The following is a 17628-nucleotide window of genomic DNA, read 5'->3' on the forward strand; positions in this document are numbered from 1 at the left end:
CGGGCCTCAGGCCTCGGGCCTCAGGCCTCGGGCCTCAGGCCTCGGGCCTCAGGCCTCGGGCCTCAGGCCTCGGGCCTCGGGCCTCGGGCCGAGCGGAGCATGCGCGGCGACGCCCCGGCCCGCTCGCCCGGCCGCGCCGCCCACCCCCAGATCACGCACGGCCGGTGCCGCCCCGGCCCCCACGCCCGGCCGTGCCGACGCCCGGCCCGGACCACCCGGATCGTCCGCAACCCCCGGCCACCCGCACCACCGCCCCGCCCAGCGTCACGCGAAGCAGACGAAGCAGAGGCAGAGTCGGCGGCCCGGGCCGGTGGCGAGCTGTGGGGCCGGTGTTCCGGTGGGAAAATGATGGGTGCGGCTCCCGCCCGGGCCGGACCTGAACGCAGGGGGGCCGGAGGTGAACGGCATGACCTTCGTCCAGCTCATCGACTGCCGGACCAACCGGTTCGACGAGATGAACCGCCTCATGGACCAGTGGGTCGAGCAGACCAGGGGAAAGCGCACGGCGACGCATGCCGTGCTCGGCAAGGACCGCTCGGACACGGCGCACGTCGTCGAGATCGTGGAGTTCCCGTCGTACGAGGAGGCGATGCGCAACTCGAAGCTGCCGGAGACCGACCGCATCTTCCGGGAGATGGTGGCGCTGTGCGACGGGACACCGACGTTCACCGACCTGGACGTGGTGCGGGACGCGCAGTTGCACACGGACTCGGCGCGGCGGTTCTTCGAGGTGCTGGCCGGCGGCGACCTCTCCCTCATGGCCGGGATGGTCGCGGAGCACTACCGCGACCACGACCCCTCTCACGAGCAGGACGTGATCGGGCTGGACCACATGCGGCGCGTGATGGACATGTGGCGGGACGGCTTCGACTTCGCCTTCCGCATCGAGGACCAGTTCGCCCAGGGCGACCGCGTGTGCACGCGGTGGTCCTGGGAGGGGACCCAGAAGGGCGAGTTCCTCGGCATCCCCGACACCGGGAAGAAGGTGACCATGACGGGGACGACCGTGTTCCGCTTCGACGGCAACGGCCGGATCGCCGAGGGCTGGTGGCAGTACGACCGGCTGGGCCTGATGGCGCAGCTGGGGGCCCTGGAGCCCACGGAGCTCTGAGCGGAGGGCCTCCCCCACCGGCCCCGGCGCCCTCGAGGCCCGGAAGCGCCGACGCCCGAGGTTTCCGATGCCTGGGAACGGGGAAGCCCCCGTTCCCTGCCGGGAGACGGGGGCTTCGCCGTGAAACGGTGCCTCAGTGGGCGTGGCCGTGGCCGTGGCCCGCGGCGGCCGGCTCTTCCTCTTCCTTCTTCTCGACGACCAGGGTCTCGGTCGTGAGGAGCAGGGAGGCGATGGAGGCGGCGTTCTCCAGGGCGGAGCGGGTGACCTTGACCGGGTCGATGACGCCGGCCTTGATCAGGTCCGCGTACTCGCCGGTGGCGGCGTTGTAACCGCTGCCCTTGTCGAGCTCGGCGACCTTGGAGACGATCACGTAGCCCTCGAGGCCGGCGTTCTCGGCGATCCAGCGCAGCGGCTCGACGGCCGCCCGGCGGACCACGGCGACACCGGTGGCCTCGTCGCCGGTCTTGTCGAGGTTGCCCTCGAGGACCTTGACGGCGTGGACCAGCGCGGAGCCACCACCGGAGACGATGCCCTCCTCGACCGCGGCGCGGGTCGCGGAGATGGCGTCCTCCAGACGGTGCTTCTTCTCCTTCAGCTCCACCTCGGTGGCGGCGCCGACCCGGATCACGCACACGCCGCCGGCCAGCTTCGCGAGGCGCTCCTGGAGCTTCTCGCGGTCCCAGTCGGAGTCGGTGGTCTCGATCTCGGCCTTGATCTGGGCGACGCGACCGGTCACGTCCTCCTTGTTGCCACCGCCGTCGACGATCGTGGTGTCGTCCTTGGTGACGGTGACGCGGCGGGCGGAGCCGAGCACGTCCAGGCCGACCTGGTCCAGCTTGAGGCCGACCTCCTCGGAGACGACCGTGGCGCCGGTGAGGACGGCCATGTCCTGCAGCATCGCCTTGCGGCGGTCACCGAAGCCGGGGGCCTTGACGGCGACGGCGTTGAAGGTGCCGCGGATCTTGTTGACGACCAGGGTCGACAGGGCCTCGCCCTCGACGTCCTCGGCGATGATCAGCAGCGGCTTGGAGGAGTTGGCCTGGATGACCTTCTCCAGCAGCGGCAGCAGGTCGGCGATGGCGCCGATCTTGCCCTGCGTGATCAGGATGTACGGGTCGTCGAGGACGGCCTCCATACGCTCCTGGTCGGTGACGAAGTACGGCGACAGGTAGCCCTTGTCGAAGGCCATGCCCTCGGTGAAGTCGAGCTCCAGACCGAAGGTGTTGGACTCCTCGACGGTGATGACGCCGTCCTTGCCCACCTTGTCCATGGCCTCGGCGATGAGCTCGCCGACCTGCTGGTCCTGGGCGGACAGCGCGGCCACGGCGGCGATGTCGGACTTCTCGTCGATCGGGCGGGCCGAGGCGAGCAGGTCCTCCGAGACCGCGGCGACGGCCGCGTCGATGCCCTTCTTCAGGGCGGCCGGGGAAGCACCGGCGGCGACGTTCTTCAGGCCCTCGCGGACCAGGGCCTGGGCGAGCACGGTGGCGGTGGTGGTGCCGTCACCAGCGATGTCGTTGGTCTTGGTCGCCACCTCCTTCACCAGCTGCGCGCCGAGGTTCTCGTACGGGTCCTCGACCTCGACCTCGCGGGCGATCGTGACACCGTCGTTGGTGATGGTGGGGGCGCCGAACTTCTTGTCGATGACGACGTTGCGGCCCTTGGGGCCGATCGTCACCTTCACCGTGTCGGCCAGCTTGTTGACGCCGCGCTCGAGGGCGCGACGGGCGTCCTCGTCGAACTTCAGGATCTTCGCCATGGCAGCGGGAGCCCTCTCGGAAATCTGGATGACAACACTGCGCCCCGGGCGCCCGGCTTCTCAGCGATTGCGGGGCCAGGGGCGCAGTTCGAGCAAATGTGCTACGAGGTGACTACTTCTCGACGATCGCGAGAACGTCGCGGGCCGAGAGGACGAGGTACTCCTCGCCGTTGTACTTCACCTCGGTGCCGCCGTACTTGCTGTAGAGCACGACATCGCCGACCTTCACGTCGAGCTCGACGCGCTTGCCGTCCTCGATCCGGCCCGGACCGATGGCCAGGACAACGCCCTCCTGGGGCTTCTCCTTCGCGGTGTCCGGAATGACCAGGCCCGAAGCCGTGGTCTGCTCGGCGTCGAGCGGCTGGACCACGATGCGGTCCTCGAGCGGCTTGATGGCAACCTTGGAGCTGGCGGTCGTCACGATCCGACCTCCCCCTTCGGAGATCTCACGGGGTTAACTGTCTGAGGTGGCGACCAGGTGGATCCGTCGTCGCGGGTGCCGGACCTGCCCGTCGCGTTGTTGGCACTCTCCAGGGGGGAGTGCCAGACCCGAGACTATGACCGCGATTAGCACTCGGTCAAGCGGAGTGCCAATTGCGTGCGGCGCGTCGCGAATGCGTGCGCGCTTCGTCCCGGGTCGCGGCGACCGGTGCAGTGCCCTGCCGGCCGCCCCACGACCGGGCACGCGGGTCCGTGGTACGCCGGTCCGCTCTGGTGTCCGGAACGGGGTGCCCGGTACCCCTCGCCGCGCGGCGCAACACCGGACCCGTCCCTTCCCCGTCGGCGCGGTACCGCAGAACCGCCCCCTCGCCCGCTCCTCAGGCTCCCCAGTAGTCCTCCGGGTCCGCCACCCTCAGGTCCCGGCTCTCCAGTTCGGCGAGCAGCCGGGCCGTCCGGTCCGCCAGGGACAGGGCCGGTGCGCCCGTCCCGCCTGTCCCGCCTGCCCCGCCCGACGGGACGGAGACGATGTCGCCGGGGGTCAGCTCATGGGGACCGTGGGCGAAGTCAAGGCTGCCGTCCGGCCGTACGGTCACTCTCGACAGGACCACCGCTGCGATGCCGCAGTCGGCCGCGGCGCGCAGCGTCGTGCTGTCGTACACGCCGTGGGGCGGGCGCAGGAAGCGGGGGCGGGCCCCGAAGCGGGCGCGGAGCTTGCGCTGCTGGCCGCAGATCTCGGCGCGCTGCCCGGCGTAGGGCAGACCCCGCAGGGCCGGGTGGTCCAGGGTGTTGTTCTGCAGGCTCACGCCGACCGCGCGCAGCCGCGCGAAGTGGGCGTATCCCGGGCCGGCCACGCTGTCGGTGAGGAACAGGGCGACGGGCAGGCGGCGTTCGCGGACCAGGTCGATGAGGCCCGGGTCCGCGCCGGCGCCGTCGTCGTAGGTCAGGAAGACGACCTTGTCGCGCGTCCGGACCCGGTCGAGCACCTGAGGAAGGCGCCCCTCCGCCGGTATTGCCGCCCCCTCCTCCCCAGCGGCCCGCCCCGCGCCAGGTCCGGCGCCAGAACCGGCACCTGCACCGGCACCGGCACCGCTGTCGGCGCCTCCGCCGGCCGCGCCGCCCGCCCCGGGGCCGCCGCCGTTCCCCTTGCCGTGCTGCACGGAGCCGCCCGGTGGTTCGGCCGGGGTGGTGCCGCAGGCGGCGACGGCGGTGAGCAGTGCGGCGCCGGCGGCCAGCAGGCGGAGTGCGGTCGCCGGGCCCCGCCTCACAGGTAGTCCTCCAGGCGTGCCACCGCGTATCCCTCGGCCGTGACCTTGTCGAGGAAGCGGCGGATCATGTCGGGCATCGAGCCCTTCCACTCGTCCCGCCCCCGGAAGTGGCTGAGGACGATGTCCCCGGGGCGGAGTCTGCGGTCCCACTCGCGGTACTCCCAGCGGTCGGCGAACACCTCCTCGTTCCACAGGGGCACGTGGGTGATGCCGCAGGACTTGGCGACGCGCAGGGTGTCCTTGTTGTAGTTGCCGAAGGGCGGCCGGAACAGGACGGGGCGTTCTCCGTACCGCTTCTCGATCACCCGCTGCATGCCGCAGATCTCGCGCTGCTGGCGTTCCCGGGACAGTCCGGGCAGGTAGGGGTGGTGGAGGGTGTGGTTGTGCAGGCCGGTGCCCAGGTCCTGCATCTTCTTGAAGTAGCCGTAGTCCTCCTTGACCAGGTAGTCGCTGAGGAAGGCGGTGTACGGGATCTTCAGCTCGTGCATCATCCGCAGGAACGCCGGGTCCTTCTCGGCGCCGTCGTCGATGGTGAGGAAGACGACCTTGTCCTTGGTGGGGACGGTGGTGAAGACCGGGGGAAGGCCCAGCCGCCGGTGGCCGTCCACCTCGAAGCCCTTGCGGGTGGTGATCCCGGGTTTGCGCGCGGGCGGTGCCGGGGCGGCGAGGGGCGCCTTCTTCAGGCCCCAGTGCCGGGCCGCGGCGACCCGGGCGGCCTGGCGCGCGCGCAGCTTGTCGGCGTAGGAGTCGAGGGCGCGGGCGGGGGGCGCATTGAGCGGCTGCCCCGCTCCCCGGACCTCGGTGGCGGCGCCCTGGCCGCAGCCGGCGGCGAGGGTGGCGAGGGCGAGCCCGGCGAGAGCGATCCGCGTCCTGCCGTAGGCCCACCTTTTGTCATTTTGTCCTACTACTCGCATGCTGCCGGATCCTCGCAGCCCGCCTCCCGGGCCCCGGGCCGACACCGCCGCCGGGCGCGCACGGTCCACCGACTGGCCCACAATGAGCCGGTGAACGACCTCGCCCCGCTTCTCACCCCCGAAGGCCGCGCGCTCCTCGACGAGGTGCGCGACACCGATCCGGCGCACGAACTCGCCGTCGCCACCCGGCTGCGCCGCACCCACCCGCCGGACCTGGTGTCGGCCGCGCTCGGCCAGGCTCGGCTGCGGCAACGGGCGGTGGCGAAGTTCGGGGAAGAGGACGCGTCCCGGATGTTCTTCACGCCGGACGGGGTCGAGCAGTCGACCCGGGCGAGCGTGGCCGCGTACCGGGCGCGGCGCTTCGCCGAACTGGGGGTGACCTCGGTGGCGGAACTGTGCTGCGGCATCGGCGGCGACGCGATCGCGCTGGCCCGCGCCGGGATCCGGGTGCTGGCGGTGGACCGGGACCCGTTCACCGCCGCGGTGGCGCGGGCGAACGCGCAGGCGCTCGGGCTCGGCGATCTGATCGAGGTGCGGGAGGCCGACGTCACCGAGGTGGCCACGGCCGGGTACGACGCCGTGTTCGTCGATCCGGCCCGCCGGGGCGGCCGGGGCCGGGTCTTCGACCCGGAGGCGTACTCGCCCCCGCTGTCCTGGGCCGTGGGCGCGGCCCGCACGGCGCCCCGCGCCGCCGCTCTGAAGGTCGCGCCGGGCATCCCGCACGAGGCCGTCCCCGACGACGCGTCGGCCGAGTGGATCTCTGACCGCGGGGACGTGAAAGAGGCCGTGCTGTGGTTCGGGCCCGAGCAGGACGTGCCGCCGGGCACGGTCCGGGCGACCCTCCTGCCCGGACCGCGCACGCTCCCCTCCCGCGGCCTGCCCGACCCGGCGGTGCGCCCGCCCGGCCGGTACCTGTACGAGCCGGACGGCGCCGTCATCCGCGCGCACCTGGTCGCCGAGGTGGCGCGGGAGGTCGACGGCGGGCTCGTCGACCCGGCCATCGCGTACATCACCGCCGACGCTCACCGTCCGACGCCGTACGCCACCGCCTACGAGATCACCGACCGGCTGCCCTTCAACGTCAAGAAGCTGAAGGCCCTGCTGCGGGAGCGCCGGGTGGGCACGCTGACCGTGAAGAAGCGCGGCTCGGCCGTCGCGCCGGAGGAACTGCGCCGCAAGGTCCTCCCCAAGCCCCACGGCAGCGCGGCCGTCACGGTCTTCCTGACGCGTGTCGCGGGCGCCCCGACGATGCTGCTGGGCCATCCGGTGCCGTGACCGGAGAGGGCCGCCCGGCCCGCCTCGGGGGCACCCGGGCCCGTCCTGGACCGCCGCCTCCCCGCCTCTGGCCCCGCGCCTGCCGCCCGCCCCTACCCGCCCGTCTCCTCCGCCCGGCGCAGCAACAGCCGCCGTTCCTGCTCGTTCCGGGTGAGGGACGCGGCCCGCGCGAACTCGGCGCGGGCCTCCCGCGTCCGTCCCAGGCGGGCCAGCAGGTCGCCCCGCACGCTCGGCAGCAGGTGGTAGTCCCGCAGCGCCGCGACGTCGGTCAGGGCGTCGACGAGCGGCAGCGCGGCGGCGGGCCCTTCGGCCATGGACACGGCGACCGCGCGGTTGAGTTCGACGACGGGGGACGGCGTACGGGCGGCCAGCAGCCCGTAGAGGGTGGCGATCCGGACCCAGTCGGTCTCCTCGTAGCGGTGGGCGTGGGCATGGCATGCGGCGATCGCCGCCTGAAGGGCGTAGGGGCCCGGCGCCCCGCCCGCGAGAGCCTCGGCGCGGCCGAGGGCGGTGACGCCCCGGGCGATGAGCAGGCGGTTCCAGCGGGCCCGGTTCTGGTCCTTGAGCAGCACCGGTTCGCCGTCCGGGCCGGTGCGGGCGGCGGCGCGCGCCGACTGGAACTCGAGCAGGGCAGCCAGCCCGTGCACCTCCGGTTCCTTGGGCATCAGCCCGGACAGCACCCGCGCCAGCCGCAGCGCGTCCTCGCACAGGGCCGGGCGCAGCCAGTCGTCGCCGGCCGTGGCGGCGTACCCCTCGTTGAAGATCAGGTAGATGACGTCGAGGACCGAGCCGAGACGGGCCTCGCGGTCGGGGCCCTGGGGCACCTCGAAGGCGACGTTCCGGGTCGCCAGGGTGCGTTTCGCGCGCACGATCCGCTGGGCCACCGTCGGCTCCGGGACGAGGAACGCACGGGCGATCTCGGCCGTCGTCAGACCGCCGAGCAGGCGCAGGGTGAGGGCGGTGCGGGCCGGGGCGGACAGCACCGGGTGGCAGGCGGTGAACACCAGACGGAGCAGGTCGTCGTCGATGGCGTCCGGGTCGGCGGGCTCCTCCGGCGGCACCCCGGCCGGCAGGTCGCGGCCGATTTCCGCCAGCTTGCGGGCGTAGGTCTCGCGGCGGCGGATCAGGTCGACGGCGCGGCGGCGGGCGGCGGTCATCAGCCAGGCGCCCGGGTTGTCGGGCACGCCGTCGGCCGGCCACCGTTCCAGTGCGGCGACCAGCGCGTCCTGGGCGAGTTCCTCGGCGATGCCGACGTCCCGGACGATCCGGGCCACCCCGGCGACCAGTCGGGGAAACTCCAGGCGGAAGACGGTGTCGATGGCGCGGGCGGTCTCGCCGGTCCCGGCTCCGCGGGGGCCGGCGGTGGGCTGCGGTGTCACAGCCCACCATCAGACACCCCTGACGCGACCGGGCCAAGCGGGACGCGGGGGCGGCCCGGCTGACTCAGCCCTCCTCGACCTGCCGGACCTCGCAGGTCACCGTCCAGTACGGCTCGTGGACCTTCAGGAACCGCTTGGTCCACTCGACCGCCTCGGCCGTGTCCTTGGCCTGAAGCAGGGCGTACCCGCCGATGACCTCCTTGGTCTCGGTGAACGGCCCGTCGGTCACGGACAGTTCCCCGCCCTCGTAGTGCACCCGGACGCCCTGGGCGGTCGGAGTGAGGCCCGCGGTGTCCAGGAGGACCCCGGCCTTCGTCATCTCCTCGATCAGCTCGCCCATGCGCTGCATCAGCTCGGGGCTGGGCCCCTCGGCGGGGGCGTTGTTCTCGTCGATCCGGATCATGGAGAGGTAGCGCGGCATGGTGACTCCTCGTGTCGTACGGGCCGGGCCCTTCCCGGCCTCTCACCCCTGCGTCGAACGGACGACGGCGGGATCGACACGCCTGCCGGAAATTCTCCGGACTTTTTTCCGGCACGGCACCACGGCACGACAGGCGCCTCCGGCACCGGCCGGCACCGCGCGGCAACCGTGGCACTTCAGCACCGCAGTGCACCGCAGCACCGCGACACCACAGCACCGCGACACCGCGACACCACAGCACCGCACACCGCAGCACCGTCCACGATCACCCGGCGTCGCCCCAGGAATGCCCAGCCCCTCCCCAGGAACGCCCGGCCCGCCCCCGGAACCGCCGTCAGGCGGCCGGTGCCGGTGCCGCCGTGCTGCTGCGTACGACCAGGCTGGTGGCCAGTTCGACCCGGGTCGCGGCCGGTGTCTCGTCGGCCCGGCCGAGGTCGAGCACCAGCTTCGCCGCCGCCTCCGCCATCTCCGTCAGCGGCTGCCGCACGGTCGTCAGCGGCGGGCCCACCCAGCGGGCGATCGGCAGGTCGTCGAACCCGACCACGCTCACGTCCTCCGGGATGCGCAGTCCCAGTTCCCGGGCCGCCTCGTACAGCCCGAGCGCCTGCAGGTCGTTGCCGGCGAAGACGGCGGTGGGCCGCTCGGGGCGGCGCAGCAGGGCGAGGCCCTGCCGGTAGCCGGCCTCGTGGTGGAAGTCGCCGGTGACGACGAGCCGCGGGTCCACCGGCAGCCCGGCGGTCTCCAGGGCGGCCCGGTAGCCGTCGATGCGGGCGCGGCTGCACATCATCCGGGAGGGGCCGCTGATGGCGCCGATGCGGGTGTGGCCGAGTTCGATGAGGTGCCGGGTGGCGGCGAGCCCGCCCTGCCAGTTGGTGGCGCCGATGGACGGCACGTCGGTGCCCGGGTCGCCGGCCGGGTCCATCACGACGAAGGGGATGGAACGGCTGGTCAGCAGCGCCTGTCCGGACGCGTCGAGCCCGGAGAGCACGAGGATCACCCCGTGCGGGCGACGGGCGGCGACCTGGTCCGCCCAGGTGCGGCCGGGCGTGAGCCGCCCCGCGCTCTCGGACAGGACGACGCTCAGCCCGGCGTTCCTGGCGACGTTCTCCACGCCCCGGATGACCTCCATCGCCCAGGCGCTCTCCAGCTCGTGGAAGACCAGGTCGATCAGCGGGGAGCGGGTGGCCTCGGCCCGCCGGCGCCGGTAGCCGTGGGTACGCAGCAGCTCCTCCACCCGGTGGCGGGTCCCGGGCGCGACGTCCGCGCGGCCGTTGAGCACCTTCGAAACAGTCGGTGCGGAGACACCCGCCTCACGGGCAATCTCGGCGAGGGTCGCGGACTGCGCGGTACGCCGTCGCGGCCGGGCATCGGCGGGCTGCGGGGAAGTCATGGCGGCGATCGTATCCCTGCGGGGCCCGGCGGCGAAGGGCTCGGTTGGCCTCAATTTTCCGGAACATTCGCCTCAGGAAACTAAACATTCGAGGCGGAGTCCTGCCCCCTCCGGCTTCGTCACCGGCGGACCGGCTGCGTCAGCCGGTCCCCAGCGACTCGAACCGCCACCGGTGCACCGGACGGGCGGTCAGCTCCCCGTCGGGGTCCGGGAGTTCGGGCAGCTCCGCGTCATACGGGGCGTCCCACCAGGTGATGACCAGGACCCGGTCCTGGGGCGCGCGGAAGGTCTCGCGGCGCACGGGGCGCCCGGGAAGCTCCCGCAGCCGCTCCCCGGCCCAGGCCAGCAGGTCGGCCCCGCGGCCGGGGACCGCGCGGGCCTCCCACATCAGGGCGACCGTCATGAGTAGAGGTTCTCCTTGGCGGTCTCGTGCACGTGGTGGTGGCCGTTGTGGTGGCCCTGGGTGTGGGAGCGGCCCGGCACGTGCGGGTCGGTGACCGGCAGGGAGGAGTCGGCCGACAGGTCCCAGTCGGAGGCCGGACGGCCCCGGGCGACCATCTCGGCCCCCAGGGCGGCGACCATCGCGCCGTTGTCCGTGCACAGCTTGGGGCGCGGCACCCGCAGCCGGATGCCGGCCGCCTCGCAGCGCTCCTGGGCCAGGGCCCGCAGGCGGGTGTTGGCGGCGACGCCGCCGCCGATCATCAGGTGGTCGACGCCCTCGTCCTTGCAGGCCCGCACGGCCTTGCGGGTGAGGACGTCCACGACGGCCTCCTGGAAGGACGCCGACACGTCGCGTACGGGGACCTCCTCCCCCGCCGCCCGCTTCGCCTCGATCCAGCGGGCCACGGCCGTCTTCAGCCCGGAGAAGGAGAAGTCGTAGGCGGGGTCGCGCGGCCCGGTCAGTCCGCGCGGGAAGGCGATCGCTTCCGGGTCGCCCTCACGGGCGTACCGGTCGATGACCGGGCCGCCCGGGAAACCGAGGTTCAGCACCCGGGCGATCTTGTCGAAGGCCTCGCCGGCCGCGTCGTCGATGGTGGCGCCCAGCGGGCGGACGTCGGAGGTGATGTCCGAGGAGAGCAGGAGGGAGGAGTGGCCGCCGGACACCAGCAGGGCCATGGTCGGCTCGGGCAGGGAGCCGTGCTCCAGCTGGTCGACGCAGATGTGGGAGGCGAGGTGGTTGACCCCGTAGAGCGGCTTGCCGAGGGCGTAGGCGTACGCCTTGGCCGCCGTGACGCCGACGAGGAGCGCGCCGGCCAGGCCGGGTCCTGCGGTGACGGCGATGCCGTCCAGGTCGCGGGCGCTCACCCCGGCGTCCTTCAGCGCCCGCCGGATGGTGGGCACCATCGCCTCCAGGTGGGCGCGGGAGGCCACCTCGGGGACCACGCCGCCGAAGCGGGCGTGCTCGTCGACGCTGGAGGCGACAGCGTCGGCCAGCAGGGTGGTGCCGCGCACGACACCGACGCCGGTCTCGTCGCAGGAGGTCTCGATCCCCAGGACCAGGGGTTCGTCAGCCATGGTTCTCGGTTCCTTGTACGCCGTTCACGGAACGGTCCGGTGCGGTGGGCGGGGTGGAGGGGTCGGTCAGGCGCATCACGAGGGCGTCCACGTTCCCCGGCTGGTAGTAGCCGCGGCGGACCCCGATGGTCTCGAAGCCGAAGCGTTCGTAGAGCTTCTGGGCGCGGACGTTGTCGACCCGGCACTCCAGCAGTACCTCGGAGCACTCGAACGCGGTCGCGGCGCGCAGCAGGTCGGTCAGCAGGCGGGTGCCGAGGCCGGTGCCCCAGTGGTCGCGGGTGACGGCGATGGTCTGGATGTCGGCACCGACACCGGATCCCTCGCCGTCGGGGGCCGCGTCCTGGCCCGCGGGCGGCGTGCCGTCCTGGGCCGCGCCGGCGGTGGCGAGTCCCGCGTAGCCGACGATGCGGTCGCCCTCCTGGGCGACCACGTACCGCCGGGTCGCCCCGGGGCCGCGGGCATGGGCGAGTTCGGACCAGAACATCCCCCGGGACCAGGCGTCCTCCGGGAACAGTTCACGTTCCAGTTCCAGCACGGGATCGATGTCCCACCAACGCATCTCACGCAGCACGACTGTCTCGGCTCCGGTCACTTCGGGGTGACCACCTTGTAGTTCTTGGGGACCTGGGCGTCGGGGCGGCGCAGGTACAGCGGCCGGGGCTCGGGCAGTTCCGCACCGGCCGCGAGTCTCTCGGCGGCCAGCCGGGCCAGCGCGGCGGCGGACACGTGCTCGGGTGCGTGGGCGTGGGGGAAGGTCTCCGGGTAGAGCAGCGCGCCCGCGCCGACCGCCGGCAGGTCCCGGACCTGCTCGGCGATGTCGGCGGGCCGGTCCACGGCGGGCTCGGTCACCCGGGTGCGGGGGTCGGCGTACCGCGCCCAGTAGACCTCTTTGCGCCGGGCGTCGGTCGCCACGACGAAGGGGCCCTCCACCGCTGCGGCGTGGGCGAGGCCGTCCAGGGTGCACACGCCGTGCACGGGGACGCCGAGGGCGAGACCGAAGGTGTCGGCGGTCATCAGGCCGACGCGGAGCCCGGTGTACGGACCGGGGCCGATGCCGACGACGATGCCGGTGACCGCGTCCAGGCCCCGGCCTGCGTCGGTGAGCACCCTGTCGATCGCCGGGAGCAGCAGCTCCCCGTGTCGGCGGGCGTCCACCTGGCTGGAGGAGGCGATGACGTCGTCGCCGTCGTGCAGCGCGACGGTGACGGCGGGGGTGGCGGTATCCAGAGCGAGCAAGAGCACGCAAACAGCCTACGGCGCCCGCGCCCGCGTCACGGCCGCACGGACCGGACGGTCACGTACTGCTACGGTCGGTCCGCGTACGCACATGTGGGACAGAGCGGGACAGAGGTGACAGCGGTGGCAGGGAGCAGCTCGGCGATCGTCACGGGGCTCACCGCGGCGGCCCTCGCGACGGTGGGCTGGCTCGGCTACCAGGCGTCGGCGAACGTCCCGGCCGACCTGCGGCAGGCGCGCGCCGGGACCGCCCCGACGGCACCCGACGCACCACGGGCCGGGAGCGGCCCCAACGCCCTGCCCGCCCGGTCCGGCCAGGGCGAACGCGTGGTGTACTCGCTCGGCGACGACCGGGTGTGGCTGGTCGGGGACGGCGGCCGGGTGTCGCGCACGTACACGGTCAGCCCCAGCACGGTGGACCCGGCGCCGGGCACCTATTGGGTCACCTCGCGGTCCAAGCGGATCACCGGTTCGGACGGTATCCCGGTCGAGCACGTCGTGCGGTTCGCCGCCGTCGAGGGCACGGTGATCGGCTTCAGCGCGGCGGTGGACGGCTCCACTCCCGATCTCGACCCCGGCGTGCGGACGGGCGGGATCCGCGAGAAGCGGGCGGACGGTGCGGCGATGTGGAAGTTCGCGACGATCGGCCGCACGATCGTCGTCGTCCGCTAGGAACGTACGCCAAGGGACTTACGCCAAGGGACTTTCCTTCGTCCGGCCTTCGTCCTGCCTTCGTCCTGCCTTCGTTCGGATCGGGCCGGACCAGGGAGCGTGGTGCGGGGACCGGCCCCTCGCAGCCCGCGGCTACGGCCCGGCCCGTCGAGGCCCGCAGCCCTCGGCTACGCGGCCTCGCGGTGGCCGTGGTCCTCCACCGGCCCGCACACCTGCGGTTCGGGGGCACGGGGCGGGGTGGAGACCGCCGTGGCGGCGGCGCAGGACGCCAGCAGTTCATGCATGGACACCCCGCGCGACGGCTGCGGGGACCTCGACCGGGCCTGGGCCCCGGGGTCGCTCTCGGTGGCCGGCATGGACGCCTCCTGGGAGTCGGGGGCGGGCGTGGTTAGGCATACCTAACCACGAACTGGATACCATGTGACCACGGCCGGGCGGCCGAACGCAACATTTTCCCGACACGGTGTCGGAAAGGACGGCGTCCGCCTCCCCGGAGCCGGCACCTCCCCGGAGCCGGCACCTCCCCGGAGCCGGCACCTCCCTTGCGGCGCCGGGCGACAGGTCTAGGCCGACAGCACGCTCGCGTCGGTGTCCGACCAGCGGTCGCCCACGCCGGTGAGCGTCACGTGGCGCACCTCGTCGGTGGTGTCCCCGACGGCCCGGTGGATGACGACCTGGAGCCGGTCGTCCGTGAGTTCCTCGACCTTGCCCTCGCCCCACTCGACCACGACCACCGACTCGGGCAGCGAGACGTCGAGATCCAGGTCCTCCATCTCGTCCAGGCCGCCCGACAGCCGGTAGGCGTCCACATGGACCAGGGGCGGCCCGTCGCCGAGGGACGGGTGCACGCGGGCGATGACGAACGTCGGGGAGGTGACGGCGCCCCGCACCCCCAGTCCCTCGCCGAGCCCGCGGGTCAGCGTGGTCTTGCCCGCGCCCAGCTCACCGCTGAGCATCACGAGGTCACCGGCGCGCAGCAGCTTCGCGAGCCTGCGGCCGAGGTCCCGCATCTGCTCGGGTGAGGTGACGGTGAGCTCTACGGGGCGCGCGTACGGCGGCTCAGCCGGGCCGTGCGGTGCTGCTGGTGCTTCCATAGCCCTTCACGGTAGCCGCTGCCGGCACCGCTCCCGCACGGGTGAGGAGGTCGGCGAGCCGGTCGGTGACCACCTCCGGGTGCTCCAGGATGACCAGATGCCCCGCGTCCGGGACCAGGACCAGCTCCGCGTCCGGGAGCAGGCCCGCGATGTCCTCGCTGTGCTCGCTGGGCGTGACCAGGTCCTGCACCCCGGCGAGCACCAGCACCGGCAGGTCGGCGAAGTGCGCGAGGGCCTCCGTCTTGTCGTGGTCGTTGAACGCCGGGTAGTACTCGGCGACGACGTCGATGGGGGTGCCCTCGATCATCCGCTCGGCGAACCGGGCGACCGCCGGATCGATGTCCCGGGTGGCGAACGAGTACCGCTTGATGATCCCGGCGAACAGGTCGGCGGTGGCCCGGCGGCCCTTCTCCACCAGCTCGGCCCGCTGCCCCAGCGCCTTCAGCACGCCCGGCAGCACCCGTCGGACCGCGTTGACCCCGGCCACCGGCAGGCCGAAGTTGACCTCGCCGAGCCTCCCCGAGGAGGTGCCGACGAGGGCCACGGCGACGACCCGCTCGCGGATCAGCTCGGGGTACAGGTCGGCAAAGGCCATCACCGTCATCCCGCCCATGGAGTGCCCGACCAGCACGATCGGCCCCTCCGGGGCGGCGGCGTCGACGACCGCCTTCAGGTCGCGTCCCAGCTGCTCGATGGTGACCGGCTCGTCCCGCTCCGCCTGGGCGACGCCCCGCCCGCTGCGGCCGTGGCTGCGCTGGTCCCAGTGGACGGTGCGCACGACGCCCCGCAGGGCGGCCCGCTGGAAGTGCCAGGAGTCCTGGTTGAGGCAGTAGCCGTGGCAGAAGACGACGGTGACCGGGGCCGGGGACCTGCGGCCGAACAGCCGCCGTCGCCGGGCGGGGGCGGGGTCCGGGTCGACGTCGTCGACCTCGTAGTACAGCTCGGTGCCGTCGTCGGCGTACGCCTTGCCCGGCGTGCCGCGCAGCGTCCCGTACGGTCCGGCGGAGTCGAGGGCGAGCCGCGCCTTGCGGCGCATGCCCCGGCCGACCGTCATCCGTTCCAGGGCGACCCCGGCCGCGGCACCGGTGGCGACCACGCCTATCGCGACGCCCGCCAGCCCGGTGGCCCGGCGCCAGCCGCCGGACGCCCCGGCGGCGGAGGCGGCGGAAGCGGCGGCCGCCGTGGCGGCGGACGCGACGGTCTCCGCACTGGTCTCGCTCACGTGCCGCTCCTCTTCGCCGGGGCCGCCCGGCCGCTGGTCGCGGGGGCGTCGGGTGTGACGGGCGGGTCTGCCGGGGCCGGGCCCGGCGGGACCTGCCCCACCGCACGGGTCCTACGTCGTGTGACGTCCCCGGGCCGGATCCGGTTCACCCGGCCCGGGGGTGTGCTCGTTCCTCAGGTGCCCGGTCAGGCCGTACCGGATGCGCCGGCGCCCGCTCCGGTCGCCGCCGCGCCGTCCCGCTCCTGTGCGCCGTCCGGGCCGCCGGGCCCTTCCGGCGTCTCGTTGACCAGGACGCGCGGGACCCGGCTGCCGACGCGGGTGACGATCTCGTACGCGATCGTCCCCGCCGCCTGCGCCCAGTCCTGGGCGGTGGGCTCACCGCGGTCGCCGGGACCGAAGAGGACCACCTCGGCGCCGGCCCGGGGCTCGTCCCCGCCCAGGTCGACGACGAACTGGTCCATCGCGATGCCCCCGGCCACCGTGCGCAGCTTGCCGCCGACGAGCACCGGGCCCGCTCCGGAGGCCTGCCGCGGGACCCCGTCCGCGTAGCCGACCGGGACCAGGCCGAGGGTGGTCGGGCCGGGGGTGACGTACCGGTGGCCGTAGCCGACGCCGTGGCCGCCCGGGGCGTGCTTCACGAGGGCCAGGGAGGCGGACAGGGTCATCGCCGGGCGCAGCCCGAAGTCGGCCGGGGTGCCGAGGGCGGGGCTCGGCGCGATGCCGTAGACGGAGACTCCGGCCCGCACCAGGTCGAAGTGGGCCTCGGGGACGGTGAGGACGGCCGGGGAGTTGGCGATGTGCCGCACCTCGGGCCGCACGCCCTGCGCCTCGGCCGCCGCGATCATCTCGCGGAACCGGGTGAGCTGGGCGGCGGTCGCCGGGTGGCCGGGCTCGTCGGCGCAGGCCAGGTGCGACCACACGCCGACGACCTGCACCAGCCCGTCGGCCTCGGCACGCAGCGCCGCGGCGACCAGTTCCGCCCAGTCGGCGGGCTGGCAGCCGCCGCGTCCGAGACCGGTGTCGGTCTTCAGGTGCACCCTGGCCGGCCGGCCGGCCAGCCGCGCGGCGGCGGTGACCTCCTCCAGCGCCCACATGCCGCTGACGGACACGTCGATGTCGGCCTCGATGGCCTCCCGCCACGGCCCGCCCGGCGTCCACAGCCAGCACATGACCCGCACGCCGGCCGGGATCCGGGCCTCGGGCGTGCGCAGCGCGAGCGCCTCGTGCGGGGTCGCCGCCCCCAGCCACGTGGCACCGGCCTCGACCGCCGCCCGCGCACACGGGAGCGCGCCGTGTCCGTACCCGTCGGCCTTGACGACGGCCATGAAGGCGGCGCCCGGCGCATGGGACCGCAGGCTGCGCACGTTCGCCCGCAGCGCGGCCAGATCGATCTCCGCACGGGCCCGCAGGTGCGCGGACCCCGGTGAGGCAGCTGTCTCGTTCATTGCGCTCAGTCTCTCAGAGGGGTGGGACGGCCCAGGGGCACCGGCGCCCGCTACGGACCGGGCACCGCCCCGGGGCACCGGAGCTCTTCACGACGTCAGCACCCAAGCATCCCCCCGGCCGCCGCCCGGCACCGGGGTCCGGGTGAACCGGGCCGTGGGGCGGCACGCCGGGAGGGACGGCGGGATTTCCGGCCACGTGGACGCCGCGGCGGGCCCTGGTGCGCCGTCCGGACCGAGGGGCGGCTCGGGCCGGGGGACGGCAGGGGGCGCGGGGGCGCCGAGGACCGGGAGGGCGGCTCGGGCCGTGGGGGCGGCTCGGGGCGGAGGCGACTCAGGCCGTGAGGACGGCTTGCGGGGGGGGGGGCGGCTCAGGCCATGAGGACGGTCCGGGCCGGGGCGGCTCAGGCCATGAGGACGGTCCGGGCCGGGGCGGCTCAGGCCATGAGGACGGTCCGGGCCGGGGCGGCTCAGGCCATGAGGACGGTCCGG

The 17628-nt window shown here is 73.9% G+C and carries 18 protein-coding genes; 3 read left to right on the top strand and 15 right to left on the bottom strand.

From position 1 onward, the window contains the following. The first annotated feature begins 406 nt into the window (after nucleotides 1-406). The gene (locus tag ACIRPP_RS04670) at nucleotides 407-1111 is read left to right on the top strand and encodes an ester cyclase (protein ID WP_403637986.1); all 705 of its coding nucleotides are present in this window, start codon (nucleotides 407-409) and stop codon (nucleotides 1109-1111) included. A 133-nt stretch (nucleotides 1112-1244) separates the two neighbouring features. Here ACIRPP_RS04670 and groL read toward each other — a convergent pair whose 3' ends face one another. The 4 genes from groL to ACIRPP_RS04690 all read right to left on the bottom strand — a co-directional run bounded on the left by groL (nucleotide 1245) and on the right by ACIRPP_RS04690 (nucleotide 5490). Beyond that, nucleotides 1245-2870 (bottom strand): chaperonin GroEL, encoded by a 1626-nt coding sequence (gene groL / locus ACIRPP_RS04675; RefSeq protein WP_164336623.1) that lies wholly within the window; start codon nucleotides 2868-2870, stop codon nucleotides 1245-1247. Between the two features lie 112 nt (nucleotides 2871-2982). Continuing rightward, the gene (groES, locus tag ACIRPP_RS04680; protein ID WP_073932713.1) at nucleotides 2983-3291 is read right to left on the bottom strand and encodes a co-chaperone GroES; all 309 of its coding nucleotides are present in this window, start codon (nucleotides 3289-3291) and stop codon (nucleotides 2983-2985) included. A 397-nt stretch (nucleotides 3292-3688) separates the two neighbouring features. Continuing rightward, nucleotides 3689-4294 (bottom strand): polysaccharide deacetylase family protein, encoded by a 606-nt coding sequence (locus tag ACIRPP_RS04685; protein ID WP_403637988.1) that lies wholly within the window; start codon nucleotides 4292-4294, stop codon nucleotides 3689-3691. 278 nt (nucleotides 4295-4572) lie between these two features. Beyond that, the gene (locus ACIRPP_RS04690) at nucleotides 4573-5490 is read right to left on the bottom strand and encodes a polysaccharide deacetylase family protein (RefSeq protein WP_403637989.1); all 918 of its coding nucleotides are present in this window, start codon (nucleotides 5488-5490) and stop codon (nucleotides 4573-4575) included. A gap of 90 nt (nucleotides 5491-5580) precedes the next feature. Between ACIRPP_RS04690 and ACIRPP_RS04695 the strand changes: the two genes are divergently transcribed. Further along, nucleotides 5581-6765, top strand: a complete 1185-nt coding sequence (locus ACIRPP_RS04695; RefSeq protein ID WP_403637991.1) for a methyltransferase domain-containing protein — start codon at nucleotides 5581-5583, stop codon at nucleotides 6763-6765. A gap of 92 nt (nucleotides 6766-6857) precedes the next feature. Here the strand turns inward: ACIRPP_RS04695 and ACIRPP_RS04700 are convergent, their stop codons facing one another. The 7 genes from ACIRPP_RS04700 to tsaB all read right to left on the bottom strand — a co-directional run bounded on the left by ACIRPP_RS04700 (nucleotide 6858) and on the right by tsaB (nucleotide 12712). Then, nucleotides 6858-8144 carry an RNA polymerase sigma factor gene (locus tag ACIRPP_RS04700; protein WP_403637992.1) on the bottom strand — a complete coding sequence of 429 codons (1287 nt, stop codon included), beginning with the start codon at nucleotides 8142-8144 and terminating at the stop codon, nucleotides 6858-6860. 64 nt (nucleotides 8145-8208) lie between these two features. Beyond that, entirely contained in the window at nucleotides 8209-8565 is a 357-nt protein-coding gene (locus ACIRPP_RS04705; protein ID WP_164336876.1) for a YciI family protein, read from the bottom strand. Nucleotides 8566-8899: 334 nt separating this feature from the next. After that, complete coding sequence (locus ACIRPP_RS04710) at nucleotides 8900-9955, bottom strand: LacI family DNA-binding transcriptional regulator (protein WP_403637994.1); 1056 nt, start codon at nucleotides 9953-9955, stop codon at nucleotides 8900-8902. A gap of 139 nt (nucleotides 9956-10094) precedes the next feature. Further along, a complete protein-coding gene (locus ACIRPP_RS04715; protein ID WP_403637996.1) occupies nucleotides 10095-10358 on the bottom strand; it encodes a hypothetical protein in 264 nt (87 codons plus the stop codon). Further along, the gene (gene tsaD / locus ACIRPP_RS04720; protein WP_403637997.1) at nucleotides 10355-11470 is read right to left on the bottom strand and encodes a tRNA (adenosine(37)-N6)-threonylcarbamoyltransferase complex transferase subunit TsaD; all 1116 of its coding nucleotides are present in this window, start codon (nucleotides 11468-11470) and stop codon (nucleotides 10355-10357) included. Before tsaD ends, ACIRPP_RS04715 begins: the two co-directional genes overlap by 4 nt. After that, nucleotides 11463-12062 (bottom strand): GNAT family N-acetyltransferase, encoded by a 600-nt coding sequence (locus ACIRPP_RS04725; RefSeq protein WP_403637999.1) that lies wholly within the window; start codon nucleotides 12060-12062, stop codon nucleotides 11463-11465. Before ACIRPP_RS04725 ends, tsaD begins: the two co-directional genes overlap by 8 nt. Beyond that, nucleotides 12059-12712 (bottom strand): tRNA (adenosine(37)-N6)-threonylcarbamoyltransferase complex dimerization subunit type 1 TsaB, encoded by a 654-nt coding sequence (gene tsaB, locus ACIRPP_RS04730; protein WP_403638001.1) that lies wholly within the window; start codon nucleotides 12710-12712, stop codon nucleotides 12059-12061. Before tsaB ends, ACIRPP_RS04725 begins: the two co-directional genes overlap by 4 nt. A gap of 117 nt (nucleotides 12713-12829) precedes the next feature. On the opposite strand from tsaB, the gene ACIRPP_RS04735 reads away from it, so the two are divergent. Beyond that, nucleotides 12830-13378, top strand: a complete 549-nt coding sequence (locus ACIRPP_RS04735) for a hypothetical protein (protein ID WP_403638003.1) — start codon at nucleotides 12830-12832, stop codon at nucleotides 13376-13378. A gap of 167 nt (nucleotides 13379-13545) precedes the next feature. Here ACIRPP_RS04735 and ACIRPP_RS04740 read toward each other — a convergent pair whose 3' ends face one another. The 4 genes from ACIRPP_RS04740 to alr form a co-directional block, all read right to left on the bottom strand. Beyond that, nucleotides 13546-13734: a hypothetical protein gene (locus tag ACIRPP_RS04740; RefSeq protein ID WP_403638005.1), complete on the bottom strand. Its 189-nt coding sequence runs from the start codon at nucleotides 13732-13734 to the stop codon at nucleotides 13546-13548. A 207-nt stretch (nucleotides 13735-13941) separates the two neighbouring features. Beyond that, complete coding sequence (tsaE, locus tag ACIRPP_RS04745) at nucleotides 13942-14472, bottom strand: tRNA (adenosine(37)-N6)-threonylcarbamoyltransferase complex ATPase subunit type 1 TsaE (RefSeq protein WP_403638007.1); 531 nt, start codon at nucleotides 14470-14472, stop codon at nucleotides 13942-13944. After that, a complete protein-coding gene (locus ACIRPP_RS04750) occupies nucleotides 14438-15694 on the bottom strand; it encodes an alpha/beta fold hydrolase (RefSeq protein WP_403638008.1) in 1257 nt (418 codons plus the stop codon). Before ACIRPP_RS04750 ends, tsaE begins: the two co-directional genes overlap by 35 nt. Nucleotides 15695-15879: 185 nt before the next feature. Continuing rightward, entirely contained in the window at nucleotides 15880-17139 is a 1260-nt protein-coding gene (alr, locus tag ACIRPP_RS04755) for an alanine racemase (protein ID WP_403638010.1), read from the bottom strand. Nucleotides 17140-17628: the final 489 nt, after the last annotated feature.

The sequence above is a fragment of the Streptomyces sp. NPDC101219 genome, from assembly GCF_044767675.1.
Classification (GTDB): Bacteria; Actinomycetota; Actinomycetes; order Streptomycetales; family Streptomycetaceae; genus Streptomyces.

What these genes read in the sequence shown, in the direction of transcription:
- ACIRPP_RS04670 (WP_403637986.1), top strand. Translation starts at nt 407, where the DNA reads ATGACCTTCGTCCAGCTCATCGACTGCCGGACCAACCGGTTCGACGAG.
- groL (WP_164336623.1), bottom strand. Translation starts at nt 2,870, where the DNA reads ATGGCGAAGATCCTGAAGTTCGACGAGGACGCCCGTCGCGCCCTCGAG.
- ACIRPP_RS04690 (WP_403637989.1), bottom strand. Translation starts at nt 5,490, where the DNA reads ATGCGAGTAGTAGGACAAAATGACAAAAGGTGGGCCTACGGCAGGACG.
- ACIRPP_RS04705 (WP_164336876.1), bottom strand. Translation starts at nt 8,565, where the DNA reads ATGCCGCGCTACCTCTCCATGATCCGGATCGACGAGAACAACGCCCCC.
- ACIRPP_RS04710 (WP_403637994.1), bottom strand. Translation starts at nt 9,955, where the DNA reads ATGACTTCCCCGCAGCCCGCCGATGCCCGGCCGCGACGGCGTACCGCG.
- ACIRPP_RS04715 (WP_403637996.1), bottom strand. Translation starts at nt 10,358, where the DNA reads ATGACGGTCGCCCTGATGTGGGAGGCCCGCGCGGTCCCCGGCCGCGGG.
- tsaD (WP_403637997.1), bottom strand. Translation starts at nt 11,470, where the DNA reads ATGGCTGACGAACCCCTGGTCCTGGGGATCGAGACCTCCTGCGACGAG.
- ACIRPP_RS04740 (WP_403638005.1), bottom strand. Translation starts at nt 13,734, where the DNA reads ATGCCGGCCACCGAGAGCGACCCCGGGGCCCAGGCCCGGTCGAGGTCC.
- tsaE (WP_403638007.1), bottom strand. Translation starts at nt 14,472, where the DNA reads ATGGAAGCACCAGCAGCACCGCACGGCCCGGCTGAGCCGCCGTACGCG.
- alr (WP_403638010.1), bottom strand. Translation starts at nt 17,139, where the DNA reads ATGAACGAGACAGCTGCCTCACCGGGGTCCGCGCACCTGCGGGCCCGT.